This is a genomic window from Halomonas sp. 1513, from assembly GCA_001971685.1.
GTDB lineage: Bacteria > Pseudomonadota > Gammaproteobacteria > Pseudomonadales > Halomonadaceae > Franzmannia.
On sequence record CP019326.1, the window covers coordinates 1,499,635 to 1,526,079 of the forward strand.

Here is a 26,445-nt window from a genome sequence, read left to right on the forward strand (position 1 = left end):
CCACGTCGGCTCGGGCATGCGTTACACTAGGCGCCTTTAGCGCATGCAAACGAGGTGGTGAACGCGTGACCCTGCTACGACTGGAACAGCTGCAGCTCGCCTATGGCAACCAGGTGCTGCTCGACGGCGCCGACCTGGTGCTCGAAAAAGGCGAGCGGTTGGCGCTGGTGGGCCGTAACGGCACCGGTAAATCGACGCTGCTAAAGCTGGTGGCCGGCGAGATCCAGGCCGACGGCGGCAGCATCTGGCGTGCCCCGGGGCTGAAGATCGGCGTGCTGGCCCAGGACCTGCCGAGCGCCTCCGGGGAGACCATCTTCGACGTGGTCGCCCAGGGCCTGCCCGAGGCCGGTGAGCTGCTCGCCGAGTACCACCATCTGGTGCAGGCGCCGGACCCCGACATGCGGCGCATGGCGACGCTGCAGACCCAGCTCGAGGCCATCGACGGCTGGTCGTTCCACCAGCGTATCGACACCGTGCTGACCAAGTTGGGGCTGCCTGCCGATAATCAGATGGATGCGCTCTCCGGCGGCTGGCGGCGTCGCGTGGCGCTGGCTCGTGCGCTGGTCGCCGAGCCCGATCTGCTGATGCTGGATGAGCCCACCAACCATCTCGATCTGGATACCATCGCCTGGCTCGAGGAGCAGTTGGCGGCCTTCAATGGTGCCGTGCTGTTCATCACCCACGATCGTGCCTTCCTCTCCAAGTTGGCCACGGCGATTCTCGAGCTCGACCGCGGCCGCCTGGGGCGCTATCCCGGCAACTATGCCGAGTACCAGGCGCGCAAGCAGCACGAGCTGGAGATCGAGGCGCGCGAGAACGCCGAATTCGACAAGAAGCTGGCCCAGGAGGAGGCCTGGATCCGGCAGGGCATCAAGGCGCGCCGGACCCGCAATGAAGGCCGGGTGCGGGCGCTGGAGCAGATGCGCCGCGAGCGCAGCCAGCGCCGCGAGCGTCAGGGCAATGCCTCGCTGTCGGTGGATACCGGCGAGCGCAGCGGCAAGCGAGTGGTCGAGCTCAAGGGCGTCAGCCAGCACTTCGGCGACGACTGGGTGATCCAGGATCTCAGCCTCGAGATCCAGCGTGGCGACCGTATCGGCCTGATCGGTCGCAACGGCGCCGGCAAGACCACGCTGCTCAAGATCCTGCTCGGCGAACTCGCGCCCAGCCAGGGCGAGGTCAAGCTAGGCACCAATATCAAGGTCGCCTACTTCGACCAGCTGCGCGCCGGCCTCGAGCCGGAGAAGAGCGTCTACGACAACGTCGCCCAGGGCAGCGACCGGGTCAGCGTGGGCGGCAAGGACAAGCACGTCATCAGCTACCTGCAGGATTTCCTGTTCACCCCCGAGCGCGCCCGCCAGCCGGTCAAGGCGCTCTCCGGCGGCGAGTCCAACCGACTGCTGCTGGCCAAGCTGTTCACCCAGCCGGCCAACGTGCTGGTGCTCGATGAGCCGACCAACGATCTCGACGTCGAGACCCTCGAGCTGCTCGAGGAGCTGCTGCTCGACTTCGATGGCACCCTGCTGCTGGTCTCCCACGACCGAACCTTCATGGATAACGTGGTGACCGGGGTGCTGGCCTTCGAGGGGCACGGCATCGTGCGTGAATACGTCGGCGGTTACAGTGATTGGGTGCGCCAGGGCGGCAAACTGCCGCCGGCGCCGTGGGATTTCGATGCCGCCAAGGGCAGCCATGAGGCCAAGCGCGAGGCCCCGACGCCTGTCGCCGAGGAGGCGGCGTCGCCTGCGCCGAGGAAAACCGTCAAGCTCTCCTACAAGCTGCAGCGCGAGCTGGATCATCTGCCGGCCGAGATCGAGCGCCTGGAGAGTGAGGTGGCGTCCTTCGAGGCCAAGGTGGGGGATCCTGCCTTCTACCAGGGCGAGGCCGCTGGGGTCACTGCCACCCTGGAGGCGCTAGCCGCCAAGCAGGGCGAACTGGATGCCGCCATGGAGCGGTGGATGGAGCTGGAGGCGATGGCGGCGGGGGAGGGGTAAGCGACGGTTCGCTACTGCGCTCGCTAAGCGAATCCGCCGCTTCCCGATGTATGTGGCTACTCGTCGGTTTCGCCATCCTTGCCAACGCGGACGGCCAGCACATCGCACTTGGCGCCGTGCAGCACCCCGGTAGAGGTGGAGCCGAGCAGCAGGGCGAAACCGTGACGGCCATGGGAGCCGACCACGATCAGGTCGACGCCGTGCTCCTCGGCGAAGCGGTGGATCTCGGTATCCGGCATGCCGACCACCACGTGCTGGTTCTCGGCCGGCACGTTATGCGGGTCGGCGATCTCGGCCAGGCGCTGCTTGGCGTGATCGTCGAGCTGGTCCTGGATACTGGTCAGGTCCATGGGGATATCGCCGCCGTAGGCGAAGCCCAGCGGTTCCAGGGTGTGCATGATCGATAGTTTGGCGCCGTTACGCTCGGCGATGGGTATCGCTCGCTCCAGCACCTTGTAAGAGTCCTTGGTGAGGTCGACGGCGACCAGCACGTGACGATATTCGTTGCTCATGGGGCACCTCCAGTGACGAGGTTGGCAGAGTGATGTGTCCTGCCTTCCACTCTAGGCTGGCTGAGAGCGTCTCACAACGATCTATATCAACGTTTTAGCATCTTTCGCGAGGGAACATGAACTGGCTGTTGATGGCGTTTATCCTGGCCCTGCTGGTGTCGCCGGTGATGTGGCTCAAGCCGAGCCCCAGGCAAAAACGTGTGATGCGACTGCGTGAGCATGCCCGCAAGGCCGGCGTCAGGGTCACGTTGGCAGAGCCCCCGCTGCATGCCGCCGGCAAGCAGATGCCGAGGTACCGCTGGGGCTATCCCAAGGAGCAGCCCGGTCCGCGCTTCGTGGCGGTCCGCGAGAGTGCCTCGAGCAGCGTCCTCAAGCCCGTCTGCCACGGTTGGCGCTGGCGCATCGAGCCGCTGCGGCCACTGCCCGAGCAGGCGCGGCAGCGGCTCGAAGCGCTGCTCACGCGCCTCCCACAGGACGCCCTGGTGCTGGAGTCTGACACCCATGGACTGGTGCTGTGGTGGTATGAGTCCCAGGGCGCCGAGCGCTTCGACAGCTATCTCGGCGACCTGGCGGCACTGCGTGACAGCCTGGCGGGTCGCCCCGACAAGCCGACGACGATCAAACCACGACTGACGTGACCGGGCGCTGCGGGCCAGCGTTCACTCGTCGCTCTCCCGGGACTGTATCGCCAGTCCGTTCTCCTCGATGCGGGTCAGGTAGTCATCCAGGCGGGCAATGTCGCCGTCGCTGAGCCCTGCCAGCATCTCCTCGCGGGCCTCCCTGACCACGATGTCGATCTGCTGCAGCAGCGGCATGGCGGCGGGAGTGAGGTGGATGCGCTTGGTGCGGCGGTCCTGGTCGCAGGGGCAGCGCTCCACCAGCCCCTGTTCGGCGAGCTGGTCAAGCGTGCGCACCAGTGATGGCGCCTCGACGCCGATCACCCGTGCCAGGTCGCACTGGGGTTGGCCGTCGCCCAGGCGCCACAGGTGGTAGAGCGTGATCCAGCGGGTCTGGGTCAGCTCGAGGGGGGCCAGGCGCTTGTCGATGATCGCGCGCCACAGGCGCGGCACGCGATTCAACTTGGTGCCGATGTTCTGGTGAGGAGAAAGATTGGACATAGTCAGGCCGGTTCGCAGGCGAATCAATGAATTGTCCGAACCGTGCGCCTGCAATGCAAGCCTTATGCGCGTCTGTGCTTATTCATTTCGCTTTTAAGTCCCACGCTGGCCTGGCCAGCGGTGCGCTTTCACCTCGTGCCGGGCATCAGTTGTCGCAAGTCGAGCCCGGGTATGCCGGGCGGCGAGGTGATCTGTCCGTCGGCCAGGTCCGCGGTGTCAGGCGCGTCGCTGACCGTGAAGCGCAGCACGCCAAGGCGCTGCCCGGAGGCGGTGACCACATCGACTCGCCAGCGACCATCGGACTCGGCGGGGAAGTTCTGTTTGCGGCTCCAGGCCCGATAGCCCTGCTGGCGCCCGCCGTGAATGGTCAGCGCAATGCGATCGATGAGTTCGCCATCGTGGCGCCATTCGTGGAAGACCTCCTCCTGCAGCCCGCGGGGTGCGCGTATCGCGGTGTAGGCATAGAGGCCACTCTCGGCCAGCGCGTCGCGGGTCAGTGCCACGCTGCCGCCCGGGGTGCGCGACTCGACGTTCAACTGCGGTGACAGGGCGCTGCCGGTCAGCCACAGATTGGCTGGCGGCACCCAGCCGCGACCGGTCCAGGCGGCGCCGGCCAGCAGCAGCGTCAGGCCGAGCATGGCAAACCAGCTGCGTATCCGCTTGGGCTGCACCAGATGCATCAGGCTCGGCAAGCTGAAGAGCACCATCAGGCCCAGCGCATAGTACAGGCTTTCGCTGGTGGTGAGCTGGAGCATGATCGGCAGGGTCACCAGCACCACTACGAACACGCACTGGGCATGGAAGGCGAAGTACACCCAGCGATAGCGCTCGGCGAGCTTGAAGTAGAGCGGGTCGAGAATGGAGAGTAGGGCAAGCCCCATGATCAGCAACGTGAACAGCGCTTGGCCGCTGGCCCATACCGTGGTCGCCAGCAGGAACGGCAGACTGAAGAACAGTGTCTCCTGGTGGATCAGCTGGGCGATGAAGGTGGTGGCTCCCCGCGGCAGCGTCGGATAGCCGCGCCGCGACAGCGCACGGCCGATCACGCTCTCCGAGAGCAGCAGCAGCCAGGCCAGCAGCATGCCCAGCGCCAGGGCGGCGCCCAGCCACTGCTGGCGGTCGACCAGGAAGAAGCTCGCCACGCCGGCGCCGAAGGCGATGGGCGGCCACACCCACAGATAGGGGCGTAGTCGTTCGAGCAGCCGTTCCACGCCGCGCTGGGCGCGCGCCAGGCGAGCGGCACGGGTCGGGTTGCGCGGCACGGGAGCAGCGGGGTCGGGCGTCTTGCAGGGCGTGGTCATGCCGTTGGCAATCTCCGGGAAAAGCGTAGAGGCTAGCAGCCCCACTATGACAGACGGAGTCGAGAAACGACGACACCCGCTGCGCCAGGCACTACTTTGGTGGGGAGCGGCTGCCACGGGCTTGACGTCGACGCCAAGCTGGACCAAGCTGTTCGGCAATCAAACGGCCGTATGAAATCGTGGAGTTTCGCGGATGATCTATCAAGGCAATGCCATTACGGTGGCCAGCAACGGCGATAACATCGCCACTCTGACCTTCGACCTGAAGGACGAGTCCATCAACAAGCTCTCCAGCGCCGTGGTCACGGAGCTGGGCGAGGCGGTCCAGGCGCTGCAGGGTAACAGCGACCTCAAGGGCCTGGTGATCGCCAGCGCCAAGGACGTGTTCATCGTCGGTGCCGACATCACCGAGTTCCACGGCATGTTCTCCAAGGGTGAGGCGCAGATTGCCGAGATGCTCGAGCAGGTGCACGGCATCTTCAACGCCATCGAGGACCTGCCGTTTCCCACCGTTACTGCCATCAACGGCCTGGCGCTGGGCGGCGGCTGCGAGGTTACCCTGACCACCGACTTCCGGGTGATGGGCGACAAGGCCAAGATCGGCTTGCCCGAGACCAAACTCGGCATTCTGCCCGGCTGGGGCGGCTGCGTGCGCCTGCCGCGTATCGTGGGCGCCGACAACGCCATCGAGTGGATCGCCGGCGGCAGCGAAAACCGTGCCGATGCCGCGCTCAAGATGGGCGCGGTGGATGCCGTGGTACCCAACGAGCAGCTGCAAGCGGCGGCGCTGGATATCCTGGCGCGTGCCAACCGCGGAGAGCTCGACTATCAGGCGCGCCGCGACGAGAAAACCGGCCCGCTCAAGCTCAATCCCATCGAGCAGATGATGGCCTTCGAGACCGCCAAGGGCTACGTCGCCGGCAAGGCCGGGCCGCACTACCCGGCCCCGGTAGAGGCCATCAAGGTGATCCAGAAGGGCGCCGGCGAGGAGCGTGGCCGCGCCCAGGCGATCGAGGCCAAGGCCTTTGCCAAGCTGGCGCTGACCGATGTCTGCTACAACCTGGTGGGGCTGTTCCTCAACGACCAGGTGGTCAAGAAGAAGGCCGGTCAGTACGAGAAACAGGCCCAGCCGGTCAAGCAGACCGCGGTGCTGGGGGCCGGCATCATGGGCGGCGGCATCGCCTACCAGAGCGCCTCCAAGGGCACCCCGATCCTGATGAAGGACATCAAGGAGGAGGCCATCGAGCTGGGTCTCAAGGAGGCGCGCAAGCTGTTCGGCAAGCAGGTCGAGCGCAACAAGCTGACCACCGAGCAGATGGCCGAGAAGCTCTCCAATATCCGCCCGACCCTCTCCTACGGCGACTTCGGCCACGTCGACCTGGTGGTCGAGGCGGTGGTCGAGAATCCCAAGGTCAAGGACGCGGTACTCACCGAAGTCGAGGGGCTGGTGGACGACAAGGCGATCCTCACCTCCAACACCTCGACCATCTCGATCAACCGTCTGGCCGAGAACCTCAAGCGCCCCGAGAACTTCTGCGGCATGCACTTCTTCAACCCGGTGCACCGCATGCCGCTGGTCGAGGTGATCCGCGGTGAGAAGACCAGTGACGCTGCGGTGGGCGCCACCGTGGCTTACGCCCGCGCCATGGGCAAGACGCCGATCGTGGTCAACGACTGCCCGGGCTTTTTGGTCAACCGGGTGCTGTTCCCCTACTTCGGCGGCTTCAGCATGCTGGTCGAGCAGGGCGCCGACTTCCAGCACGTCGACAAGGTGATGGAGAAGTTCGGCTGGCCGATGGGCCCCGCCTATCTGCTCGATGTGGTCGGCATGGACACCGCGGTACACGCCAACGAGGTGATGGCCGAGGGCTTCCCCGACCGCATGGCCCGCGATGGCAAGACTGCGATCCAGGTGATGTACGACAACGAGCGCCTGGGCCAGAAGAACGACAAGGGCTTCTACGCCTATGAGGAAGACAAGAAGGGCAAGCCGAAGAAGGTCAGCGACGACGCGGCCTACGCTCTGGTCAAGCAAGTGGTGAAGGAAGAGAAGACGTTCAGCGACGAGGATATCATCGCCCGCATGATGGTGCCGCTGTGCCTGGAGACCGTTCGCTGCCTGGAGGACGACATCGTCGCCACCCCGGCCGAGGCCGACATGGCGCTGATCTACGGCATCGGCTTCCCGCCGTTCCGCGGCGGCGCGCTGCGCTACATCGATGCCATGGGCGTGGCAGCCTTCGTCGAGCTGGCCGACGGCCTGGCCGATGAACTCGGTCCGCTCTACGCGCCCACCGACAAGCTGCGCGAGATGGCCAAGTCCGGCGACACCTTCTACGGCAAAAGCGCCTGAATTCACCACGAACAGGAGTAGTGAAAGATGAGTTTGAATCCGAGAGATATCGTGGTGGTCGACGGCGTGCGTACCGCCATGGCCAAGGCCAAGAACGGCGCCTTCCGTCACGTGCGCGCCGAGAACCTGTCCGCCGCGGTGATGCAGGCGCTGTTCGCGCGCAATGCCAATCTCGACCCCAGTGAGGTCGACGACGTGATCTGGGGCTGCGTCAACCAGACCCTCGAGCAGTCGATGAATATCGCCCGCAACGCGGCGATCATGACCGGTATTCCGCGCTCGGTGCCGGCCCAGACCGTCAACCGCCTGTGCGGTTCTTCCATGACTGCGCTGCATATCGCCGCGGCCAACATCAAGGCCGGCATGGGCGACTTCTACGTCATCGGCGGCGTCGAGCACATGGAGCACGTGCCCATGGCCCACGGCGTCGACGTCAACCCGGCGGCCAGCAAGTACGCCGCCAAGGCGGCGATGATGATGGGCCTGACCGCCGAGCTGCTGGGCAAGATGCACGGCATCAGCCGCGAGGAGCAGGACAAGTTCGGCGTGCGCTCTCACCAGCGCGCCCAGGCAGCGCTCGATAACGGCCGCTTCGACAACGAGATCATCGGTGTCGAGGGCCATGACGGCAACGGCTTCCGCGTGCGGGTCGACCGCGACGAGGTGATCCGCGGCGACGCCAGCCTCGAGTCGATGGCCGGCTTGAAGCCGGTGTTCGACCCGCGCAACGGCACCGTTACCGCCGGGACCTCCTCGGCGCTCTCGGTGGGCGCTTCGGCGATGGCGGTGATGAGCTACGAGCGCGCCCAGGCGCTGGGCCTCGAGCCGATCGCCAAGGTGCTCTCCACCGGGGTGGCCGGCTGCGACGCTTCGATCATGGGTTACGGCCCGGTGCCGGCCTCGCAGAAGGCGCTCAAGGCCGCCGGCCTGACCGCCGACGACATCCAGACCGTCGAGCTCAACGAGGCGTTCGCGGCCCAGGGCCTGCCGGTGCTCAAGGATCTCGGCTTCCTCGACGCCATGGACGACAAGGTCAACCTCAACGGCGGCGCCATTGCCCTCGGCCACCCGCTGGGCTGCTCCGGGGCGCGGATCTGCACCACGCTGCTGAATGTCATGCAGCAGCAGCAGACCAGCCTCGGCCTGGCGACCATGTGTATCGGCATGGGGCAGGGTGTAGCGACGGTGTTCGAACGCCTGCGCTAAGCGTAACCCACAAGAAGCGCTTGAAACGGCACCCCAGCGGTGCCGTTTTTCGTGATGTGTCAGACGCTCGCGTGCTCAGTCTGCGGTGTTGTTGTCAGTTGCAGCCTCTTCTTCATCCGCGATCCAGCCCTGCTCACGGTAGTATCGCAGGGCGCCGTCATGCAGTGGCGCGGAGAGTCCTTCGCTGATCATTAGCTCCGGGGTCAGTTCGTTAAAGGCTGGGTGATACGCCTTGAGTGTTTCGAGGTCATCGAACACAGCAGCCACCAACTGATAGATCAGCTCATCCTCTGTATTCGCAGAGGTGACCAGGGTGGCGCGCACGCCAAAGGTATGTATCTCCGGTTGATCATCGGCGTAGACCCCCGCTGCAATGGCTGCCGGCGTAAAGTAGGGAAGCGCATCGACCAGCCGATCGATCTCCTCGCCCTCGACATCGACCAGCATCGCATCACAAAGGCGGATGGCCTGCGCCACCGAGTCGTTGGGATGCCCCACGGTGTACACCATGGCGTCGACGTTGCCATGGCATAGCTCCAAAGACTGCTGGTCGGCCGGTAAGTCGTTGGCCAGGCTGAAGTCATCCAGCGACCAGCCCTTGGCCTCCAGCAGGGTCATCATGGTGCCGCGCTGACCGGAACCTGGGTTCCCGACGTTGACAGCCCGCTGGTATAGATCGTCGAAGTGTTGGATACCGCTGTCTCTTCGGACGACTAGCGTAAAGGGCTCGCCGTGGAGCGAGAACAGTGAACGCAAGCTGTCATCGGCCCCGATCTCGGCAAAGCCCTGCTCGCCGGTAACGGCATAGTGCTGAAGGTCGGACTGGGCCAGTGCGACGTTGACGACACCCTCGCGCACGTTAGCGAGATTCTCGGCTGAGCCGTCGCTCGTCTGGGCGTCACACGGATTCGTCAGCATACGGCACAGCGTGCGTCCGGCGAGATGGTAGACGCCTGCTGGGCTGGCGGTGCCGATGGTGATTCGTGTCTCCTCGGCCTGGGCCACCGTGGGGAGGAGCGTCAAGGCAACCATGCTGGCAGCGATGCAACAGGGGGGGGGCCAGCGCGATGAGCATTTGTCATTCGATGGGCTCAGGACGATAGGCATGTTGAACTCCTGGAGCGGCCATCGGCCTGCCTAGAGGCTAGGCGGGTCGAGGGCGAGGTCGTGACATCGTTGGCTGGCGAAACGAGCGTCTACTCAGAGCATAGTGGGCTCTCGGCGTTTGGGGAAACGCCGTGTCGGCAGTGGTTGGGCTCACAGAATACCGGCGTCGAGTCCGGCGGCCAGGCTCATGGCCAGTTCCTCGACCTGCTCAAGAAAGCTCTCCTGCCACTCGCCGTGAAGGATCAGCGGCGCCTGCACCCATTTCCAGCCCAGGCCGCCGGCGATGCCCTCCACCGCGCGTCGAGTGCCGGTGCCGTCGAGTCCGGCGCGCACGTAGAGCGCGCAGGGCAGGCCCCGCTTCTCCTCGAGTAGCGGGTAGTAGCTACGGTCGAAGAAGTCCTTCAATGCACCGCTCATATAGCCGAGGTTCTCGGTGGTGCCGAGCAGGATGGCATCGCACTCCAGCACGTCCTCGGGCCCCGCCTCCAGCGGCGGCTTGACCACTACCTCTACGGCCTCTATTTGCGGATGGCGCGCCCCGCGCTCGGCAGCTTCGCGAAGGGTGAGGGTATTGGTCGAGGGGGCGTGGGCGACGATCAACAGGGTTTTCATCATGACGCTGAGGCCTGGGTAATGTATTCCACGCACTCCAGCGACTCGGTGGCCATCACGATCTGCTCCAGCTCGTCGCAGAAGGCATTCAAGGCCTCGCTGGCGTGCCCCGGGGTGCGGTGCAGCTCGATGTCGACATGCCCGAGTGGCGGCAATCCTTCATCGTTGCCAACCACACGGCACCCCTCTGGCACGCTTCGCGGGGTCTTTACCGTCAGCGCCAGGCCGGCCTGCACCGGCAGGTTGATACCGGTGGGGGACTGGCTCGAGTAACGTACGTCCCAGCGGCGGTCTTCACGGCCCAAGGCGGCGAAGGCGTGGGCACGGAAGATACAGCCCTCGGGGTTGAGCGCCAGGGGTAGCGTCTCCCAGGCGTCGAGCCGCGTCTGCTCGGCGACCACCCACACCAGCGGCTCGCGGCCCAGCAGTTGGCCCGACTGCGTCGGCATATGGCGGATCGCCAGTACCACGTCCAGCAGCCCCTCCTGAAAAGCATGCACCTGGGCGGCGCTGATATCGCACACCACCTCCAGGCGCACATCCGGGTAGCGCGCGGCGAAGCGTGGAAGCAGCTCCGGCAGGTAGGTGCTGGCCTGCTCCTCCGAGGTGCCGAGTCGGATCAGCTCGCCCTTGCGCTCGGCGCCCATCACCTGGATCGCCTCATCCTGTAGCTTGAGGATGTGCCGCGCGTAGGGCAGCAGGCGACCGCCGGCGGGTGTCAGGATCACGCTGCGGCTGGTGCGCTCGAACAGCGCCTCGCCCATGCGGTCCTCGAGGCGCTTGATCTGCAGGCTCACCGCTGACTGGGTGCGGTGCAGCACCTTGCCGGCGGCACTGAATCCCTCGCACTCGGCGACGGTGACAAAGGCACGCAGCAGGTCGGTGTCCATTATCTATGAGCTCCTGAAATGCGTTTTATCTTAACCATTCATTTCTATTATCGAACCTGTCTCTCTACCCTGTCCAATACGCTAGCCAACGGCAGGAGTCATCACCATGCACGCCACCGCCCCCCACACCCACGACAGCTCGTTAAACGGTCTCGAGGGCCTGATCGACCTGGCTCGCTACCCCATCGAGGACCTCGACAGCGCAGCCGGCCAGGCGTTGATCGAAGAGTGTCGCGCCCAGCTCGCCGACGACGGCTGCGTGGTGCTGAAGAATTTCGTTCCTGACGATGCCCTTGACCGCCTCGAGCGCGAGACCGAACGGCTGTCGCCGGAGGCCCACTACAACCAGACCGAGACCAACCCCTACAACAGCGACGGCGACCCCGAACTGCCGGCCACGCACCCCAAGAATCGCTTCGACGACCGCACCAATGGCTTCGTCGCCGGCGACCGTATCGGCAGCGAGACCATCATTCGCCAGGTCTACGAGCACGCCGGCTTCCAGCGCTTCATCGCCAGCGTGGTCGGCATGCAGGAGATCCACGAGTACGCCGATCCGCTCGCCGGCCTGGTGATCAACGTGCTGCGCGAGGGGTGCCAGCACCCCTGGCACTACGACACCAACGAGTTCATCGTCACCATGATGACCCGTCAATCCCACGGCGGCGGGCGCTTCGAGTACGCGCCGGGCATTCGCAGCCCCGAGGGCGAGAACTTCGCCGCCGTCGAGCGGGTGCTCGATGGCGATCGCGCTCGACTCACCTCGCTGGCGCTGGAGCCCGGCGACCTACAGATCTTCTTCGGCCGCTACTCGCTGCACCGCGTGACCCCGGTGGAGGGCGACAAGGAGCGCCACACGGTGATCTTCGCCTATGCCAAGGAGCCCGGTTTCATCGGTCGCCCCGAGCGTGCCCAGCGTATCTTCGGGCGCATGGCGCCGATCCACGAACAGCTGCTGCGAGACGGCATGACGCGCAGCGACAACCTGGCCGATTGAGTCCCGATTCGAGCAGATCGCCCCGCATAGAGAGGTTTCATGAGCATCGTAGAATTCGACAACCTGTCCGATAACGAGCCCGACAAGATCCCGGTGGTGCCCTCGGCGCCGATGGCCAACGGCGATAGCATTCCCACCGCCTTCGACCCCAAGCAGCTGCGCGCCGGACGCCTGGCACGGCTGCGTGGCATGATGGCCGAGCAGGGCTATGCCGCGGTGGTGCTGTTCGATCCGTACAATCAGCGCTATGCCACCGGCTCGCGCAACATGTTCGGCTATTTCCTGCGCAACTCCTCGCGCTATATCTACGTGCCGCTGGACGGGCCGATCATCCTCTTCGAATACCCCGGCAGTGCCCACGTTTCCACCTGGCTAGAGACCATCGACGAGGCGCGCACCTCCAAGGTGGTGTGGTCGGCGGTCAACCAGCGCGACAACCTCTCCAGTGACCCCTTCGGCGTCGAGATCGCCGAGCTGATCGAGGCCCATGGTGGCGGCAACAAGAAGATTGGGCTCGACCGCTGCGCGCTCAACCTGGCGCGCTCGCTGGAGGCCCAGGGGCTCGACGTCTACGACTGCATGCAGGACACCCTGCACTGTCGGCGCATCAAGACGCCGGAGGAGATCGCCTGCCTGGCCCAGTCGATGGCCGGCAGCGAGGCCGCGGTGGCCGAGGTGGAGGCCGCCATCAAGCCGGGCATGCGCGAGAACGACCTGTTCGCGATCCTCTACGGCGAGGTGATCCGCCAGGGTGGCGAGTTCATCGAGACCCGGCTGCTGTCGTCGGGGCCGCGCACCAACCCCTGGTTCAATGAAGCCAGCGATCGGGTGATTCGCGCCGGCGAGCTGGTCGCGCTGGACACCGACACCATCGGCTGCCACGGCTACTATTCGGACTTCTCGCGCACCTTCCACGTCGGCCCCGGCCGGCCCAGCGGCTACCAGCAGAGCCTCTATCAGATGGCCCATGAGCAGGTGCACCACAACATGGCGATCCTCAAGCCGGGCATGAGCTATCGCGAGATCGCCGAGAAGGCGTGGAAGATCCCCGAGCGCTTTCTCGACCGCCGCTATCCGTCGATCATCCACGGCGTGGGCATGCACGGCGAGACGCCGCTGGTCGCCCACCACATGGACTTCGACCGTTTCTCCAAGGACGGCATCCTCGAGCCCGGCATGGTGGTCTCGGTGGAGAGCTATATCGGCGAGGTCGGCGCCGCCGACGGCGTCAAGCTCGAGGAGGAGGTGCTGGTCACCGAGACCGGCATCGAAAAGCTCAGCGGCTATCCCTTCGATGACGTGCTGCTCGGTCGCCAGTATTGATCTCACCGCCAAGGGCTGAGCTGGCTCAGGCTTGGGTTATCCCCTTCCGATGATTACGGAGATAGGGTCAATGAGCGGTTTGGGGAGTCCTAACGTTTGTCCCACGAGCTATTGTCGAACGATGTTGCGCTCCGAGCAGTGCGGCTACGTCAGCCAAGGCTGTGGTAATGGCATGCAGGCTTAACCTGGATTATCGAAGCGCGTGACCCATGCCGTGGTAGCCTGTCAGCATCGCCTTCGTGCCGGCTATTCTCGCTGGCAGTGGTATGCATGGAGTCTCCCAATGAGCGATGCCTTTACCCTCGGTTGCCCCCACTGCCTGGCGATCAATCGCGTCAGCCCCGCCCGCCTGAGTGATGCGCCCAAGTGCGGCAAATGCAAGCAGGCGCTGCTGAGTCGCGAGCCGCTGGCGCTCACGGCGGCAAGCTTCTCGGCGCTGGTCGAGCGCAGCAGCCTGCCGGTGGTCGTCGACTTCTGGGCCAGCTGGTGCGCCCCATGCAAGATGATGGAGCCGGTTTTCGCCGAGGCGGCCCGCGACCTGACAGCCCGCATACGCTTTGCCAAGCTGAATACCGAACAGGAACGCTCGCTGGCCGGTCGTTTCGGCATTCGCAGCATTCCCACGCTGATCGTGTTTCGCGATGGCTACGAGGTGGCACGTCAGCCCGGGCTGCTGAATGGCGTGCAGCTGCGTGAGTGGCTGCAGCCCCACCTGGTATGAAGGCTGCCCCACGGGCATCGAGCAGGGAGACTCTCGTGTCGCCGACTGGTTCACTCAAGGTCTATTACGATGGCGTCTGCCCCGGTTGCCGCTGCGACCGAGCTCGCTATGAACGCTGCGCTGGCGAGGCGGGCGAGCGGGTCGCCTGGTGCGATGTGACCACCTATCAGCAGACGCTGCGCGACAAGGGCATCGATCCCCAGGCGGCGCTGCTGTCACTGCACGTGGAGGACGATACGGGGCGCATCGTCGACGGCATCGATGCCTATGTGCTGCTGATGCAGCGCGTGCCGCGCCTCAAGCCACTGGCCTGGTTGATCGGACTGCCGGGCGTCAAGGCGCTGCTGACCCGGTGGTACGATCGCTGGGTGCGCAGGCGTCTGGCCCGTGAGGGGCGACTGCCGGATTGATCGCGAAGCGCTCTGCATAGATACCCAACCCCGTGCTCATGCCGCGTTGGCAGATACGGTATCCTGAGGGCTCCCGCAGCGGCGGGAGACGGCAATCACCAGGAGCACGAGCGTGAGCAAGACATTACGGATGATCGGGGCGTCGCTGCTGATGGCGGGCCTGAGTGCCTGTGGGGGCGAGCAGGATGGCGAAACCCGAAACGCCACCGAGCAGCCCGACCTGAGCCGCGACTATGCGGCACTCGTGGGCGAATGGCGGCTGGTGGACTTTCATCAACCGGGCATCAGCGCCATGAGCGAGGAGCAGGCCGACAGCTGGCTGGGGGCCCGGCTGCGTATCAGCGACGACTGGTTCGCCCTCGGCGAGTACTACTGCGAGTCGCTGACCCATATCGGCGAGGTGCTGCCGGTCAACCAGGTGCGCGATGACTTCCGCCTCCAGGCGGGCGATCTGGCGCCTTTGGAAGGGCGTGAGCAGGTGGCGCGCCATCGCCTCGACTGTGAGGAGGGCGAATGGCCGACCCTGGGCGGTACGCTGCTGATGCTTGATGACAATCGCGCACTCGCCCCCTGGGATGGCGTGTTCTTCGAGCTGGAGCGTGACGACGGCTTCCGCGCCACCGGTACCGAGCCGGCCTGGAACCTGGCCATCAGCGCGCAGGGCATGCGCTTCTCGGTGCCGTTCGACGATCGCGATGTGCGCACCGAACTGCCCGAGCCGGAAGCCGGCTCCGAAGAGGGCTCGCGGGTCTATCACGCCACCACCGAGGGCAACTATCTGCGCGTGGTGATAACCCCCGAGGCGTGTCGCGACAGCATGAGCGGTGCACCCTTCGAGACCTCGGTGCGGGTGACCCGAGACGGTGAGGTCTTCAACGGTTGCGGGGGGGCCATGCCGACGCTGTCGCCCTGAGGGTCAGCCCAGCGTCTCGAGCGTCTGGTGCAGCGAACGGGGCAGGATGCCCAGGTCATCGCAGCGCCCGGCGTCGGCGCCGACCACGTTGTCCTGCTGCATCAGCAGCACCTGGTCACGGGTCAGGGGTGGATTGGGAAGCCAGCCGGTCGCCGCGGCCAGCAGTCGCCAGGCGATGAAGGGGACCGGGAGCAGCGGTCGATGCCGCCCCTGACAGCGCATTATCCGCTCGAGGATCTCGCGGTAGCTGAGCACCTCGGGGCCGCCCAGCTCGAACAGCCGGCGCGCCGGCGGGTTGGATGAGAACAGCCGTCCCACGGCGCGGGCCAGATCGTCGACGTGCAGCGGCTGCAGGCGCGTCTCGCCGCGGCCGAACAGGGGAATCAGCGGCAGTCGTGTCAGGCCCTGAAGGGCGGTGAGGAAGGCGTCATCCGGCCCGAACAGCACGCTGGGGCGCAGGATCGTCGCCTTGGGAAAGTGCTCGAGCACGGCATGCTCGCCGGCGGCGCGGGCGCGCACATAGGCCGAGGGGGAGTCGAGGCTGGCGCCGATCCCGGAGAGCTGCACCAGGGTGCTGATACCGCTCTGCTGCGCCAGGCATGCGATCCGCGCCGCAGCTGCGACGTGTACCGACTGAAAGCTTGCGCCGCGGGATTCCACATAGCAGCTTACGGCATTGACGACGCCGCCAGCGCCCTCCAGCGCTGCGGCGAGGCTCGTCTCGTCGTGGACATCGGCGCGCACCAGGCTGAGTGGATCGCTCGCATCGTGCCACTCGGGCAGCGCGGGGTGGCGCGCGGCAAGGCGTACGCGATGCCCGCGCTCGATCAGCTCGCGGACGATGGCGCGACCGGCAAAGCCGGTGCCGCCGAGCACGAGGATCGGACGCGGTGCCATGCTCAGCGCTGCTGGGCCAGGTCCAGCAGGCGCTCCACCGCCAGCAGCAGCTGTCGGCGTGGCTGGGCGCCTTCCAGGATGCCGGCGTGCTCGCCGTTCAAGGCGAAGCGCAGGCCGGGCACCCCCTGAATCCCGAGCTCCCCCGCGGCTTGCTGATCGTCGAGCACCCGCTGGCGATAGCGCCCCTCGGCCAGCGCTTGGCGCAGGCCGTCGCTATCGAGTTCCAGCGCCCCGGCGGTTGCGCACAGCGCTTCGCCATCGGCCAGGTCGAGGCTGTCCTCGAAGAAGCCGCGAAACAGCGCATGGCGTAGTGTGGCGGCGGCCTCGCTCGACTGGTCGGCTGCCCAGGCGCTGGCTTCATGCGCCAGTCGCGAGCGCGGTTGCAGGCGCGGCAGGCGTAGCGTCATGCCACGCTCCTCGGCCATGGGGTAGACGGCGCGCGACCAGATATCGTGCAGATAGTCGCCGTCGGGGTCGAGGGTCGGCGCCGGCGCGGGGCGCAGCTCGAAGGCGCGCCAGCGGATCGTCAAGCGGTCGCCGAAGCGGGCGCTCAAGGCGTCGAGCTCGGGTTCTTCCAGATAGCAGAAGGGGCACACATAGTCGCTGAAGACGTCGAGGGTAAGCGGCGTTGCGGTCATGGCGGGCTCACACGAAAACGAGCCGCCGGCAGTGCCGGGGCTCGAGGGGATGAAAAGGCGATGGGCGGGTCAGGCGGTGGTGTTGATCAAGGTGCCGATGTGCCCTTCGCTGGCCAGTTGGGGTTGTGCCGAGGCCGACTCCATCAGCGCGGTGACCTGCTGCTGTTGCGTATCCAGAGCCTCGCGAAACACCTGCATCTGCGCGTGCTGGGCGGCCTGGGCTTGCTGCAGCACCAGCGATTCGCTGACGACGCTATTGACGGCGGGATCCATCCGCTTACCTCCCATGCAATGAATATGCGCCCAACCTAGCAGCCCCGCGAGCCGCTTGCAAAGGCGCCAGTGGAGCCTGAACCCGCCTCGGTGTAGGCTTGCGGGTTTTTGCCATCGCTATCATCAGGAGCCCGCATGAGCGATCTGCCCCACTGTCCGGCCTGTGCGTCGGAGTTCACCTACCATGACGGCATCCAGTGCGTGTGCCCCGAGTGCGGCCACGAGTGGGCGCCCGGCGAAGAGACGGCCGAGGGTCGTGAAGACGTGCTGGAGGCACGCGATGCCCATGGCAATCCACTGGCCGACGGCGATAGCGTAACGGTGATCAAGGACCTCAAGGTCAAGGGCTCCTCCTCGGTGATCAAGGTCGGCACCAAGGTCAAGAACGTTCGGCTGATCGAGGGCGACGCCGATGGCGGCCACAACCTCGACTGCAAGGTAGAGGGTATCGGCCCACTGAAGCTTACCTCGGCCTTCGTCAAGAAGGCCTGAGGCCTGGCTACTCGCCCTGCAGCGTGGCGATGAGGCGCCGTGGCCCACCCTGGTCGCGGTGCTCGCCGAGCCAGATGCCCTGCCAGGTGCCGGTGGCCAGGCGCCCGCCGCGCACCGCCAGGGTCAGCTGGGTGCCGAACAGGCTGGCGGCAACGTGGGCGGGCATGTCGTCGGGGCCCTCGAGCGTGTGCCGAAAGTAGGGCAGGTCGCCGGGCACCAGGCGCCGCAGGAAAGCGTCCATGTCGTGACGCACGTCGGGGTCGGCGTTCTCGTTGAGCGTCAAGGACGCCGATGTGTGCAGCAGCTGCAGGTGCAGCAGCCCAACCTCGCAATCGCCCAGGGCCGGGATAGCGGCGACCACCTCGTCGCTGATCAGATGGAAGCCGCGCGCGCGTGGGGCCAGGCGAATCTCCGTTTGATGCCACATGCTGGTTTCCTCCTGGGTGGGATGGAGCCTATGGTAATAGCACAGGCAACATCGCGTCAGGAGGACACCGATGGCAATGACGCCGATTCACCATGCAGCGGACCACGCTGATTCCCTCGCCGAGCGGATTCTGGTTCAGGCCCTCGAGATGGCCGAAGAGAAGGGCTGGGACGGCGTCGAGCTGACCCGCGTGGCGGCAGCGCTGGAGATGCCGGCCGCTGCGGTGCTCGACCACTACCGCGATCTCGACGCCGTAGCCGACGCCTGGTTCCTGCGCGGCTGGCGCGCCATGCTCGCCGAGAAGCCCGAAGGGTTCGCCGACTGGGCGGCCCGCGAGCGCATCGAACACTGCCTGCTGGCCTGGTTCGATGCACTGGCGGCGCATCGTCGCGTCAGCGTCGAGATGCTGCGCAGCAAGGCCCATCTGCCGCACCTGCACACCTGGGTGCCAATGGTCTTCGATCTCTCGCGAACGATTCAGTGGCTGCGTGAGGCGGCGATGCTCGAGGCGCCGTATGGTACGCGCCGCGCCCAGGTCGAGGAGGTCGGCCTGACGGCGCTGTTCGTCGCCACACTGCGGGTCTGGGCGCATGACGCGACGCCGGGACAGCGGGATACCCGGGCGTTTCTCGACAAGCGCCTGCGACGGGCCGAGCGCCTACTTCAGCAGCACTGGGGGACGCCTGCCAGGTCCACCGCCGAGCGTTGACAGCTGCGCAGGCTTCTTCGATGCTGTCGTTCCACGACATCCCATGCAATACCAAGGAGGACGCCCACGATGGCATTTGCACCCTCGACCATGCAGCTAGAGAGCCCGGCCTTCGACAATCATGGCAAGATTCCCAGCCAGTACACGGGTGAGAGCGACAACGTCTCGCCGGCGCTGAGTTGGTCAGGCGCGCCGCAGGGCACCAAGGGCTTCGCGGTGATCTGCCACGACCCGGATGCGCCGCTGGTCAAGGAGGGGCAGTACGGTTTCGTGCACTGGGTGCTGTATAACCTCCCGGGCTCGGTGACGGCGCTGGAGGAGGCGACCGACAAAGGCACCGCCGGCGTCAACGACCGGGGTAATAACGGTTACATGGGGCCAATGCCCCCGGAGGGGCACGGCCTGCATCTCTACTATTTCTGGGTGCTGGCGCTGGACGCCGAGCTGGAGCTGCCCGCCGGACTGACCCTCGCGCAATTGCTCGAGAAGGTCGAGCCGCACCTGCTGGGCATGAACCGCCTGGTCGGCACTTACCAGCGCGACTGAGTCACTTAGCCCCGGCCTCCCGGGCCGCCAGCTCCTGGGGCAGCAGCGCGGCGTGGATCACCCGGTTGACCGGCGTGGCCACGCCGAGCTCGACGCCCAGCCGCACCACCGCACCATTCTGCGAGTCGAGCTCCGACGGCCGACCGTCGACAATATCGCGCTGCATCGAGGCGGTGCTCTTCTCCGGCAGGGCATCGATGAATTTCATCGCCCGCGCTACGGCGTCGTCCGGCAGTGCGACGCCCTTGGCCACTCCCACCCGATAGATCTCCTCGAGGATCGATTCGATCAGCGCGCGGCTGTCGGGCAGGCGGCGGGTCACGCCGATCGGTGCCCGGCTGATGCTGCCGATGCCGCTCATGGCGCAAATGAACAGGAACTTGCTCCAGATAGCGACCTGGATATCCTCGGCGACCTCGGCGGTGATGCCTTCCGCACCAGACAGGCACTCGCGGATGGCGGCCACCCGTTCGCTCTTGCGGTTGTCGAGTTCACCCAGCCGAATGAAGGGCTCGATGCCGGCGTGGCGGATCACCCCGGGGGCCTCGCGCCAGGCGAGGATGCCGCACAGCCCGCCGATGACTCTGTTGGCGCCAACCTCGCGGGCCAGATGGTCGGCGGCCTCGACGCCGTTCTCGAGGGGCAGCACGCAGGTATCGGGGCCGAGCAGCGGTGCCATGGCCGCCGCTGCGTCGGCCACCTGCCAGGCCTTGACGGCGACGATCACCAGATCGACCGCTCCGACGCTCGCCGGGTCATCGCTGGCCTGCGCCGGGGCGACCTGGAAATCGCCGTGGATGCTGTGCACCTTGAGGCCGTCGCGCTGGATGGCGGCCAGATGCTCGCCGCGGGCGATGAAGGTAACGTCTTCACCCGCGGCGGCCAGGCGGCCGCCGAAGTAGCCGCCGACGCCGCCGCTGCCATAGATCGCAATGCGCATGGGGGTCTCCTGAGTAAGACGGCCGCCCGTGAGCGACCGGGGGATAGTGTCAGTCGTTGAAACGGGTCAGCGCCTGCTCGGCAGCGTCCTGCCAGCGGCCGGGCAGGCTGGCGGCCTGCTGCAGTGCCCGGTGCGCCTCGCTGTGCTCGCCGAGCCCCTCCAGGGTCAGCCCCAGGTTGAGCCAGGCTACGGCCAGGTCCGGCTGCTGCTCGGTGGCGTGCCGAAAGGCCTCGACCGCTTCCTCGGGCTGGCCGGCGCCGTACTCGGCATTGCCCAGCGCGAACCAAGCCATGGCGTCCTGCGGCCAGCGCTCGGTTACCGAGCGCCAGGCGGGCAGCGCGGCCTCGGCGTCGTTGGCCTGCTCGAACGAGGCGATGGCGTCCATAGCGCGGCGTGGCCCTACGCTCACCGGCAGTTCACCGGGGGGCAGCGCAACCATCGCCCAGCGCTCGCTGCGCGCCCAGGTAGCGTCGAAGCGGCGGAACGACTCCTGGCGGTTGGCTTCCTCGCCGCTGTGCAGCGTGAGTAGCTGCTCATCGAGGTCGTAGCCGATCGCCACCGCGTAGTGCCACATCGGCCACAGCGGCAGCGACAGGTTCTGCATCACCACCACCGGGTGGCCGGCGTCGAGCTCCTCGAGCAGCGACGCGAAATTGCCGTCGAGCACGAAGCTGACGCGGTCGTAGCGGCGCACCGTGGACTGCATCTCGGGCTGCACGCTACCGTCGCGATTGGGCAGGAAGACCTGGGGAATCAGGGTGTCGACGCTGACATCGACGTCGGAATGGTTGAGCACCATGGCCAGCGAGGCGGGACCGCACTGATAGTCGCGCTGGGCGTGGAAGGGCACGCCGTCGATATAGGTGCGCTCGGCGACCCCCATCTCGCCGGGGCTGGCCAGGCGCGGACTGGTGGCGCAGCCGCTGAGCAGCACAAGGGCAGCCATCAACAGCAGAACGCCCGCAGTGCGGGCGTTCCATGCTTGCCGTTGTGACTGCTGTCGCGGCGCTTGCCGTTCGAGCAGATGAGACATGCGGCTGCCTCAGCGAGTGAACGGGAAGACGTTGGTCAGGCCGAGCAGATCGGTGACCAGCAGCAGTACGAAGATGAAGACCAGCGCCCCGACCACGCTGGCACCGGCCGGCAGGTCGTCGAGCTGTTCGGCCATCTGGCGCACTTCGGCGTCGGACAGGGCCGCTACGCGGGCCTCGACGTCGGCGGGATCGACGCCCTGGGCGACCAGCTGATCCTGGACGTCCTGGCGAGAGAGCATTTCGTTGATGCGTTCGCGGTCGGCGCTGACCTGATCGGCGCTCAGGGCATCCTGAGTGGTGACCATGGCGCTGCTGGGCGCGGCTTGCGGGGCAGCGGCCACCGGCAGGCTGCCGAGGACCAGGAAGGCGATCAGCAGCGGGCTGAGGACTCGAGAGAGCTTCTTCATCATGGGATGGTTCCTTTCTTTTGGGAGTGGCTTCCGGCTTCTTGATGATCCTAGCGTCTTGGCATCCATGCTTGCCGCGATGCCATATCAGTATAGGGTTAGATGCCGATGATTTTCATGCCTTTTTTGTCGATTCTTTGTCAAGCAACTGGCGAATCAGCGAGGTGTCGGCATCGCGGTGGGTGGGCAGCTCGAAGCGTGCCTCGGCAATCGCCCGCCGCGACAGCCGCGCCTGAAGCAGTGTTTCACCGTCGTCGGCCGCGGCCAGGGTCTCACCGCGCGGTCCGAGAATCCGTGAGCCGCCCCAGAAACGGCTGCCATTCTCCATGCCGATGCGGTTGGCCATGACTACCGGGGTGCCGTAGGTCATGGCGTAGAACTACAGGTTGGTGGCCCAGTTGTGCTCGTTGGAGAAGGCCTGGCTGACGATGCCGCTGGCCGAGTTGATCGGCGCGCAGAGCACCTCCGGACGCGTCAGCAGGGCGGCGTTCACCAGCGCCGGATTCCACAGGTCGGCGCAGATCAGCGGGCTGGCCGTCCAGCCGTCGCGTATGCGGAAGGCGGTAAGCCGGCGGCCTGGCGTGAACCACTTGCCCTCCTCGAGGCCGCCGTAGCTGGGCAGGTTGAGCTTGCGATGCACCGCTTGCACGCCGCCGTCGTAGAGCACGGCCATGGCGTTGTAGCACTCGCCGGGGCTCGCCTCCTCGACGAACCCCACCAGCGTGCGCATCCTGCCGCAGGCCTCGGCCAACTCGACCAAGCGTGAGTCGTGGGCGCTCATGGCCACGTCGAGCACGCCACGACCTAGGCCGTAGCCGGTCAGCGACAGCTCGGGAAACACCAGCAGCTCGCAGCCGGCGGTGCGTGCGGCCTCGATCAGCGGACGGTGGCGGGCCAGGTTGGTCTCGATATCAGCCAGGTGGCAGTCGAGCTGAGCGGCGGCGACGTGGAGATGATCGGCATCGGGCATGCGAGCTTACTCGAGAGGAAAAGGCGCGGTTCAACCCACAGAGGCCGCCCGCAGGCGGCCTCTGTGAACGCAGGCTGCTGGCAGTGTGCCAGCCGTGCACGCTGAGCTGACGGGTTACAGCAGGTCATGTTCCTCGAGGAACGCTTCGGCTACGCGTTCGATGGTCTCGCGCTCGACGTCGACGCGGGCGTTGAGCTCGGCCATGGTGGCATCGTCGAGCAGCGCCGACAGGGCGTTGAGCTGCTCCTCGAGCTCAGGGAACTCCTCGAGGGTCTCCGCGCGGATCACCGGCGTCAGGGCATAGGCCGGGAAGTAATCGAGGTCGTCTTCCAGCACGCGCAGGTCGAAGGCCGGGATGCGGCCGTCGGTGGCGAATACCACTGATACCTCGACCTCGCCATCGCGCAGCGCCGGGTAGGTGAGGCCGGTGTCCATACGGCTGACGTTGCGGCGGCCGAATTCGAACTCGTACATCTCCTGCAGCGGGCGCAGGCCGTCGTCGCGGGCGTAGAACTCTACGTTAGAGGCCAGCGTCAGCGCCTCGCCGTCGTTGATCGCCGCGGCCAGGTCGGAGATAGTGACGATGCCGCGCTCCTTGGCATCATCCGCGCGCATCGCCAGGGCATAAGTGTTGTTGGCATTGGACGGCTCGAGCCATACCAGGCCGACCTCGGCATCGAGCTCCTTGACCCGGGCGTAGGTTTCCTCGGCATTGAGGCGCTCGCTGATGTCGTTGTAGGTAATCAGCGAGGTGCCGGTGTACTCCCAGTAGAGGTCGACCTGGCCGTTCTCCTGGGCCTGGCGCAGCACCGCGGAGCCCATGCCAATACGGCTATCGATGTCGTAGCCGAGCGCGTCGAGATACTGGGCGGTCATGCTGGCGATGATCTGCTGCTCGGTGAAGCTCTTGCCGCCCACTACCAGATCGGCGGCGTTGGCACTGGCTGCAGTCAGGGCGCCGGCGAGGGCCAGGCCAGAGAGGGTCGAGACGAGGTATTTCATGGTCGTTCTCCTAACATCAGGGTGTTGTCGTTAGTGTTGGGGGGATTGACGTGCGGGGTTGACGCCCCGCGGCACGACGAAGAAGGCGATGACGGCGATCAGCGCGTCGACAAAGATCGCCAGCAGCGCCGTGGGAATGGCCCCGGCCAGCATCATCACCGGGTCGTAGAGATCGATGCCGGTGAAGATCAGCTCGCCGAGCCCGCCGGCCCCGATCAGGAAGGCCAGCGGTACGGTGCCGATATTGATGGCGAGTGCCGTGCGGATCCCGGCGAAGATCACGTACAGCGCATTGGGTAGCTCGACGCGCAGCAGCCGCTGGGTCGGCGACATGCCGATACCCGCGGCGGCCTCCATCAGCGCCGGCGAGACGCCCTTGAGCCCGGCGTAGGTGTTGCGCGCAATGGGCAGCAGGGTGGCGACGAACAGCCCGAAGATAGCCGGCACGGTGCCGATGCCGAGAAAGCTCATCGACAGCGCCAGCACCGCCAGGGTGGGGATGGTGGTACCCACGTTGAGCACCTGCATCAGGCTCTCGGCCCAGCGCGCCATCGACGGCCGCGACAGCAGGATACCCAGTGGAATCGCCACGCCGATGGCCAGGCTGCCGGAGACGGCGGTCAGCCACAGGTGCTGGCCGGCCAGGTACTGGACGTCGGGAAGGTGCCAGAGGAAGTCATCGATGATGCCGCTGGCGTGGCTCCACACCCCGGCGGCGAACACCGCCAGCAGCAGCAGGGCGCGCAGCGCGCCTTTCATGCTCTGGATAGGCATCGGCTCACTCCCTCGCGGCGGCGTCGGTGGAACCAATGGCGGCCTGGCGGGCGCGGTAGCGTGAGCCCAGGTGACTGGTGATGGCGCGCTGGGTGATCTGCCCGCATACCCGGCCGTCGTCGTCCACGCAGGGTAGCCAGGTGATGTCGTGGGCGAACATCAGCGAGGCGACCTTGCGCAGGTCGTCGTCGAGATGCACCGCCGCTGGCACGTTCTGAAAGTGATCGCGGCAGTAGCCCTTGGTGGTGCGCGCCACCGAGCGGCTGACGATGCCGGCCGGCTGGCGCTTGTCGTTGACCATCAGAATGGCGTTGGAGTAGCCGAAGTCGTCGATGCGCGCCAGGGCGGTTTCCAGGGTGTCGCCGGGGGTCACGCTGCCGATCTCATCGGAGACGATCTCGCGCACCTTGACCAGGTTGAGACGCTTCAGCGCGCGGTCCTCACCGAGGAAGGATTCGACGAAGGCATCCTTGGGTGCGGTCAACAGGTCGTCCGGCGTGTCGTACTGCACCAGCCGCCCCTCGCGGAAGATCGCGATGCGATCGCCCATCTTGATTGCTTCATCGATGTCGTGGCTGACGAACATGATGGTCTTGTTGAGTGCCTGCTGCATCTTGAGGAACTCGTCCTGGATCACCGCCCGGTTGATCGGGTCGATGGCGCCGAAGGGCTCGTCCATCAGCATCACCGGTGGGTCGGCGGCCAGCGCCCGGGCCACCCCGATGCGCTGCTGCTGACCGCCGGAGAGTTCGCTCGGGTAGCGCTTGAGGAAGGCGTCCGGCTCGAGGGCGATCATCGCCATCAGCTCGCGGGCGCGCTCACGATACTTGGCCTTGTCCCAGCCCAGCAGGCGCGGCACCACGGTGATGTTCTCCTCGATGGTCATGTTGGGAAACAGCCCGATCTGCTGGATCACATAGCCGATGTTGCGGCGCAGGGTCTGGGTGTCCATGCCGGTGGTGTCGTCGCCGTTGATGAACACCTTGCCTGAGGTCGGCCGCACGATACGATTGATCATCTTCAGCGTGGTGGTCTTGCCGCAGCCGGAGGGGCCGAGCAGGATACAGATCTCGCCGGAGGGCACCTCCATGCTGATATGGTCGGCGGCGACCACCGCTCCCTTGGGGGTGTCGAAGACCTTGGTCAGGCTGTCGAGTCGAATCATGCGGGAATCCTTGTCGGGTAGCAGTGGCGCTGGGGCTCAGGCGGTGGACGCGGCGCGTTCCATCCCCTTGGGCGTCAGGCGCTTCTGCAGCGCCAGCAGGGCGTAGTCGACGACGATCGCCAGCAGACTCACGGCAATCGCGCCGACGATCAGCTGGCGCGGGTCGGACTGCGAAATGCCGCGGCTGATGAAGGTGCCAAGCCCGCCGGCACCGATGTAGGCGGCGATCGCCATCACCCCGATATTGAGCACCACGGCGGTGCGTACGCCGGCCATGATCACCGGCACCGCCAGCGGGATCTCGACGATGCGCAGGCGCTGGTTGGGACTCATGCCGATGCCGCGGGCGGCCTCGCGCAGCGCCGGGTTGACATTGTTGATGGCGGTATAGGTGTTGCGGATGATCGGCAGCTGCGAATAGAGCAGTACGGCGATGACGGCCGGCACATAGCCGATGCCGTGGCCGATCAATGACAGAATCGGAATCATGATGCCGAACAGCGCAATGGACGGGATGGTGATGATGATCGAGGCGGCGTAGAGCACATTGCGCGCCAGACGCTCATTGCGGGTGATGGCGATGCCGATCGGTACGCCGGTGAGCGTGGCCAACCCTACGGCTACACCGACCAGCGCGATATGCTCGAGGGTACGACTGGCCAGCAGGTCGATATTGTCGAGTGCGTATTGAATCAGCTCCACGCGGCAGTTCCTCCG

29 protein-coding genes and 1 pseudogene are annotated in these 26,445 nt (G+C 66.1%); 12 read left to right on the forward strand and 18 right to left on the reverse strand.

Going from position 1 to position 26,445, the window contains the following annotated elements:
- Positions 1 to 65 precede the first annotated feature (65 nt).
- Complete coding sequence (locus tag BWR19_06875) at positions 66 to 1,991, forward strand: ABC transporter ATP-binding protein (GenBank protein ID APX92677.1); 1,926 nt, start codon at positions 66 to 68, stop codon at positions 1,989 to 1,991.
- A 56-nt stretch (positions 1,992 to 2,047) separates the two neighbouring features.
- Here BWR19_06875 and BWR19_06880 read toward each other — a convergent pair whose 3' ends face one another.
- Positions 2,048 to 2,503: a universal stress protein UspA gene (locus tag BWR19_06880; GenBank protein APX92678.1), complete on the reverse strand. Its 456-nt coding sequence runs from the start codon at positions 2,501 to 2,503 to the stop codon at positions 2,048 to 2,050.
- 116 nt (positions 2,504 to 2,619) lie between these two features.
- On the opposite strand from BWR19_06880, the gene BWR19_06885 reads away from it, so the two are divergent.
- Positions 2,620 to 3,141 carry a preprotein translocase subunit YajC gene (locus tag BWR19_06885; GenBank protein ID APX92679.1) on the forward strand — a complete coding sequence of 174 codons (522 nt, stop codon included), beginning with the start codon at positions 2,620 to 2,622 and terminating at the stop codon, positions 3,139 to 3,141.
- A 21-nt stretch (positions 3,142 to 3,162) separates the two neighbouring features.
- Here BWR19_06885 and BWR19_06890 read toward each other — a convergent pair whose 3' ends face one another.
- Together BWR19_06890 and BWR19_06895 are read right to left on the reverse strand one after the other, a co-directional pair.
- Positions 3,163 to 3,621 (reverse strand): transcriptional regulator, encoded by a 459-nt coding sequence (locus BWR19_06890; GenBank protein APX92680.1) that lies wholly within the window; start codon positions 3,619 to 3,621, stop codon positions 3,163 to 3,165.
- 128 nt (positions 3,622 to 3,749) lie between these two features.
- Positions 3,750 to 4,832, reverse strand: a complete 1,083-nt coding sequence (locus tag BWR19_06895; GenBank protein APX94930.1) for a hypothetical protein — start codon at positions 4,830 to 4,832, stop codon at positions 3,750 to 3,752.
- A 283-nt stretch (positions 4,833 to 5,115) separates the two neighbouring features.
- Here BWR19_06895 and BWR19_06900 point away from each other — a divergent pair, with 283 nt between their 5' ends.
- The gene (locus tag BWR19_06900) at positions 5,116 to 7,275 is read left to right on the forward strand and encodes a multifunctional fatty acid oxidation complex subunit alpha (protein ID APX92681.1); all 2,160 of its coding nucleotides are present in this window, start codon (positions 5,116 to 5,118) and stop codon (positions 7,273 to 7,275) included.
- A gap of 27 nt (positions 7,276 to 7,302) precedes the next feature.
- Positions 7,303 to 8,481 carry an acetyl-CoA C-acyltransferase FadA gene (locus BWR19_06905; GenBank protein ID APX92682.1) on the forward strand — a complete coding sequence of 393 codons (1,179 nt, stop codon included), beginning with the start codon at positions 7,303 to 7,305 and terminating at the stop codon, positions 8,479 to 8,481.
- A gap of 75 nt (positions 8,482 to 8,556) precedes the next feature.
- Here the strand turns inward: BWR19_06905 and BWR19_06910 are convergent, their stop codons facing one another.
- The 3 genes from BWR19_06910 to BWR19_06920 form a co-directional block, all read right to left on the reverse strand.
- Positions 8,557 to 9,513: a hypothetical protein gene (locus BWR19_06910; GenBank protein APX94931.1), complete on the reverse strand. Its 957-nt coding sequence runs from the start codon at positions 9,511 to 9,513 to the stop codon at positions 8,557 to 8,559.
- A gap of 225 nt (positions 9,514 to 9,738) precedes the next feature.
- Complete coding sequence (locus BWR19_06915) at positions 9,739 to 10,200, reverse strand: flavodoxin (protein APX94932.1); 462 nt, start codon at positions 10,198 to 10,200, stop codon at positions 9,739 to 9,741.
- Positions 10,200 to 11,090 carry a LysR family transcriptional regulator gene (locus BWR19_06920; protein ID APX92683.1) on the reverse strand — a complete coding sequence of 297 codons (891 nt, stop codon included), beginning with the start codon at positions 11,088 to 11,090 and terminating at the stop codon, positions 10,200 to 10,202. The genes BWR19_06915 and BWR19_06920 overlap by 1 nt, the downstream gene beginning before the upstream one ends.
- A 106-nt stretch (positions 11,091 to 11,196) precedes the next feature.
- On the opposite strand from BWR19_06920, the gene BWR19_06925 reads away from it, so the two are divergent.
- From BWR19_06925 to BWR19_06945, 5 genes are all read left to right on the forward strand, one after another.
- The gene (locus tag BWR19_06925; protein APX92684.1) at positions 11,197 to 12,087 is read left to right on the forward strand and encodes a hypothetical protein; all 891 of its coding nucleotides are present in this window, start codon (positions 11,197 to 11,199) and stop codon (positions 12,085 to 12,087) included.
- 39 nt (positions 12,088 to 12,126) lie between these two features.
- On the forward strand, positions 12,127 to 13,410 hold the full coding sequence (locus BWR19_06930) for an aminopeptidase (protein APX92685.1): 1,284 nt from the start codon (positions 12,127 to 12,129) through the stop codon (positions 13,408 to 13,410).
- Between the two features lie 283 nt (positions 13,411 to 13,693).
- Complete coding sequence (locus BWR19_06935) at positions 13,694 to 14,131, forward strand: thiol reductase thioredoxin (GenBank protein ID APX92686.1); 438 nt, start codon at positions 13,694 to 13,696, stop codon at positions 14,129 to 14,131.
- Positions 14,128 to 14,541, forward strand: coding sequence for a thiol-disulfide oxidoreductase (locus BWR19_06940; protein APX92687.1), 414 nt, complete (start codon positions 14,128 to 14,130; stop codon positions 14,539 to 14,541). Before BWR19_06935 ends, BWR19_06940 begins: the two co-directional genes overlap by 4 nt.
- A 130-nt stretch (positions 14,542 to 14,671) precedes the next feature.
- Complete coding sequence (locus BWR19_06945) at positions 14,672 to 15,454, forward strand: hypothetical protein (GenBank protein APX92688.1); 783 nt, start codon at positions 14,672 to 14,674, stop codon at positions 15,452 to 15,454.
- Between the two features lie 3 nt (positions 15,455 to 15,457).
- On the opposite strand, the gene BWR19_06950 is transcribed toward BWR19_06945, so the two are convergent.
- The 3 genes from BWR19_06950 to BWR19_06960 form a co-directional block, all read right to left on the reverse strand.
- Positions 15,458 to 16,351 (reverse strand): epimerase, encoded by an 894-nt coding sequence (locus BWR19_06950; protein ID APX92689.1) that lies wholly within the window; start codon positions 16,349 to 16,351, stop codon positions 15,458 to 15,460.
- A gap of 2 nt (positions 16,352 to 16,353) precedes the next feature.
- On the reverse strand, positions 16,354 to 16,989 hold the full coding sequence (locus BWR19_06955; GenBank protein ID APX92690.1) for a hypothetical protein: 636 nt from the start codon (positions 16,987 to 16,989) through the stop codon (positions 16,354 to 16,356).
- 69 nt (positions 16,990 to 17,058) lie between these two features.
- Entirely contained in the window at positions 17,059 to 17,262 is a 204-nt protein-coding gene (locus tag BWR19_06960) for a hypothetical protein (protein ID APX92691.1), read from the reverse strand.
- Positions 17,263 to 17,397: 135 nt separating this feature from the next.
- Here BWR19_06960 and BWR19_06965 point away from each other — a divergent pair, with 135 nt between their 5' ends.
- A complete protein-coding gene (locus BWR19_06965) occupies positions 17,398 to 17,754 on the forward strand; it encodes an alkylphosphonate utilization protein (protein ID APX92692.1) in 357 nt (118 codons plus the stop codon).
- A gap of 7 nt (positions 17,755 to 17,761) precedes the next feature.
- Here the strand turns inward: BWR19_06965 and BWR19_06970 are convergent, their stop codons facing one another.
- Positions 17,762 to 18,181, reverse strand: coding sequence for a hypothetical protein (locus BWR19_06970; GenBank protein APX92693.1), 420 nt, complete (start codon positions 18,179 to 18,181; stop codon positions 17,762 to 17,764).
- 70 nt (positions 18,182 to 18,251) lie between these two features.
- Between BWR19_06970 and BWR19_06975 the strand changes: the two genes are divergently transcribed.
- Positions 18,252 to 18,890: a hypothetical protein gene (locus BWR19_06975; GenBank protein APX92694.1), complete on the forward strand. Its 639-nt coding sequence runs from the start codon at positions 18,252 to 18,254 to the stop codon at positions 18,888 to 18,890.
- 69 nt (positions 18,891 to 18,959) lie between these two features.
- On the forward strand, positions 18,960 to 19,436 hold the full coding sequence (locus BWR19_06980; GenBank protein ID APX92695.1) for a phospholipid-binding protein: 477 nt from the start codon (positions 18,960 to 18,962) through the stop codon (positions 19,434 to 19,436).
- A gap of 1 nt (position 19,437) precedes the next feature.
- Here BWR19_06980 and BWR19_06985 read toward each other — a convergent pair whose 3' ends face one another.
- The 8 genes and pseudogenes from BWR19_06985 to BWR19_07020 all read right to left on the reverse strand — a co-directional run bounded on the left by BWR19_06985 (position 19,438) and on the right by BWR19_07020 (position 26,430).
- On the reverse strand, positions 19,438 to 20,376 hold the full coding sequence (locus BWR19_06985) for a 2-dehydropantoate 2-reductase (protein ID APX92696.1): 939 nt from the start codon (positions 20,374 to 20,376) through the stop codon (positions 19,438 to 19,440).
- Positions 20,377 to 20,425: 49 nt separating this feature from the next.
- On the reverse strand, positions 20,426 to 21,409 hold the full coding sequence (locus BWR19_06990) for a hypothetical protein (GenBank protein APX92697.1): 984 nt from the start codon (positions 21,407 to 21,409) through the stop codon (positions 20,426 to 20,428).
- A 9-nt stretch (positions 21,410 to 21,418) separates the two neighbouring features.
- Complete coding sequence (locus BWR19_06995) at positions 21,419 to 21,817, reverse strand: hypothetical protein (protein ID APX94933.1); 399 nt, start codon at positions 21,815 to 21,817, stop codon at positions 21,419 to 21,421.
- Between the two features lie 115 nt (positions 21,818 to 21,932).
- Positions 21,933 to 22,787 (reverse strand): annotated as a pseudogene (locus BWR19_07000) (NAD+ synthetase).
- Positions 22,788 to 22,901: 114 nt separating this feature from the next.
- On the reverse strand, positions 22,902 to 23,789 hold the full coding sequence (locus BWR19_07005; protein ID APX92698.1) for a glycine/betaine ABC transporter substrate-binding protein: 888 nt from the start codon (positions 23,787 to 23,789) through the stop codon (positions 22,902 to 22,904).
- 30 nt (positions 23,790 to 23,819) lie between these two features.
- Entirely contained in the window at positions 23,820 to 24,563 is a 744-nt protein-coding gene (locus tag BWR19_07010; protein APX92699.1) for an ABC transporter permease, read from the reverse strand.
- Positions 24,564 to 24,567: 4 nt separating this feature from the next.
- Positions 24,568 to 25,728: an ABC transporter ATP-binding protein gene (locus BWR19_07015; protein APX92700.1), complete on the reverse strand. Its 1,161-nt coding sequence runs from the start codon at positions 25,726 to 25,728 to the stop codon at positions 24,568 to 24,570.
- Between the two features lie 36 nt (positions 25,729 to 25,764).
- Complete coding sequence (locus BWR19_07020; protein ID APX92701.1) at positions 25,765 to 26,430, reverse strand: choline ABC transporter permease; 666 nt, start codon at positions 26,428 to 26,430, stop codon at positions 25,765 to 25,767.
- Between the last annotated feature and the right edge of the window lie 15 nt (positions 26,431 to 26,445).

Bases quoted from the DNA above. Each gene is read 5' to 3' on its own strand.
- BWR19_06940 (APX92687.1), top strand. From the start codon at position 14,128: ATGAAGGCTGCCCCACGGGCATCGAGCAGGGAGACTCTCGTGTCGCCG.
- BWR19_07015 (APX92700.1), bottom strand. From the start codon at position 25,728: ATGATTCGACTCGACAGCCTGACCAAGGTCTTCGACACCCCCAAGGGA.
- BWR19_06965 (APX92692.1), top strand. From the start codon at position 17,398: ATGAGCGATCTGCCCCACTGTCCGGCCTGTGCGTCGGAGTTCACCTAC.
- BWR19_06885 (APX92679.1), top strand. From the start codon at position 2,620: ATGAACTGGCTGTTGATGGCGTTTATCCTGGCCCTGCTGGTGTCGCCG.
- BWR19_06975 (APX92694.1), top strand. From the start codon at position 18,252: ATGGCAATGACGCCGATTCACCATGCAGCGGACCACGCTGATTCCCTC.
- BWR19_06995 (APX94933.1), bottom strand. From the start codon at position 21,817: ATGAAGAAGCTCTCTCGAGTCCTCAGCCCGCTGCTGATCGCCTTCCTG.
- BWR19_06990 (APX92697.1), bottom strand. From the start codon at position 21,409: ATGTCTCATCTGCTCGAACGGCAAGCGCCGCGACAGCAGTCACAACGG.
- BWR19_06985 (APX92696.1), bottom strand. From the start codon at position 20,376: ATGCGCATTGCGATCTATGGCAGCGGCGGCGTCGGCGGCTACTTCGGC.
- BWR19_06970 (APX92693.1), bottom strand. From the start codon at position 18,181: ATGTGGCATCAAACGGAGATTCGCCTGGCCCCACGCGCGCGCGGCTTC.
- BWR19_06950 (APX92689.1), bottom strand. From the start codon at position 16,351: ATGGCACCGCGTCCGATCCTCGTGCTCGGCGGCACCGGCTTTGCCGGT.
- BWR19_06925 (APX92684.1), top strand. From the start codon at position 11,197: ATGCACGCCACCGCCCCCCACACCCACGACAGCTCGTTAAACGGTCTC.
- BWR19_06930 (APX92685.1), top strand. From the start codon at position 12,127: ATGAGCATCGTAGAATTCGACAACCTGTCCGATAACGAGCCCGACAAG.
- BWR19_06955 (APX92690.1), bottom strand. From the start codon at position 16,989: ATGACCGCAACGCCGCTTACCCTCGACGTCTTCAGCGACTATGTGTGC.
- BWR19_06915 (APX94932.1), bottom strand. From the start codon at position 10,200: ATGAAAACCCTGTTGATCGTCGCCCACGCCCCCTCGACCAATACCCTC.
- BWR19_06980 (APX92695.1), top strand. From the start codon at position 18,960: ATGGCATTTGCACCCTCGACCATGCAGCTAGAGAGCCCGGCCTTCGAC.
- BWR19_07010 (APX92699.1), bottom strand. From the start codon at position 24,563: ATGCCTATCCAGAGCATGAAAGGCGCGCTGCGCGCCCTGCTGCTGCTG.
- BWR19_06880 (APX92678.1), bottom strand. From the start codon at position 2,503: ATGAGCAACGAATATCGTCACGTGCTGGTCGCCGTCGACCTCACCAAG.
- BWR19_06935 (APX92686.1), top strand. From the start codon at position 13,694: ATGAGCGATGCCTTTACCCTCGGTTGCCCCCACTGCCTGGCGATCAAT.
- BWR19_07005 (APX92698.1), bottom strand. From the start codon at position 23,789: ATGAAATACCTCGTCTCGACCCTCTCTGGCCTGGCCCTCGCCGGCGCC.
- BWR19_06920 (APX92683.1), bottom strand. From the start codon at position 11,090: ATGGACACCGACCTGCTGCGTGCCTTTGTCACCGTCGCCGAGTGCGAG.
- BWR19_06910 (APX94931.1), bottom strand. From the start codon at position 9,513: ATGGTTGCCTTGACGCTCCTCCCCACGGTGGCCCAGGCCGAGGAGACA.
- BWR19_06960 (APX92691.1), bottom strand. From the start codon at position 17,262: ATGGATCCCGCCGTCAATAGCGTCGTCAGCGAATCGCTGGTGCTGCAG.
- BWR19_06905 (APX92682.1), top strand. From the start codon at position 7,303: ATGAGTTTGAATCCGAGAGATATCGTGGTGGTCGACGGCGTGCGTACC.
- BWR19_06945 (APX92688.1), top strand. From the start codon at position 14,672: ATGATCGGGGCGTCGCTGCTGATGGCGGGCCTGAGTGCCTGTGGGGGC.
- BWR19_06900 (APX92681.1), top strand. From the start codon at position 5,116: ATGATCTATCAAGGCAATGCCATTACGGTGGCCAGCAACGGCGATAAC.
- BWR19_06890 (APX92680.1), bottom strand. From the start codon at position 3,621: ATGTCCAATCTTTCTCCTCACCAGAACATCGGCACCAAGTTGAATCGC.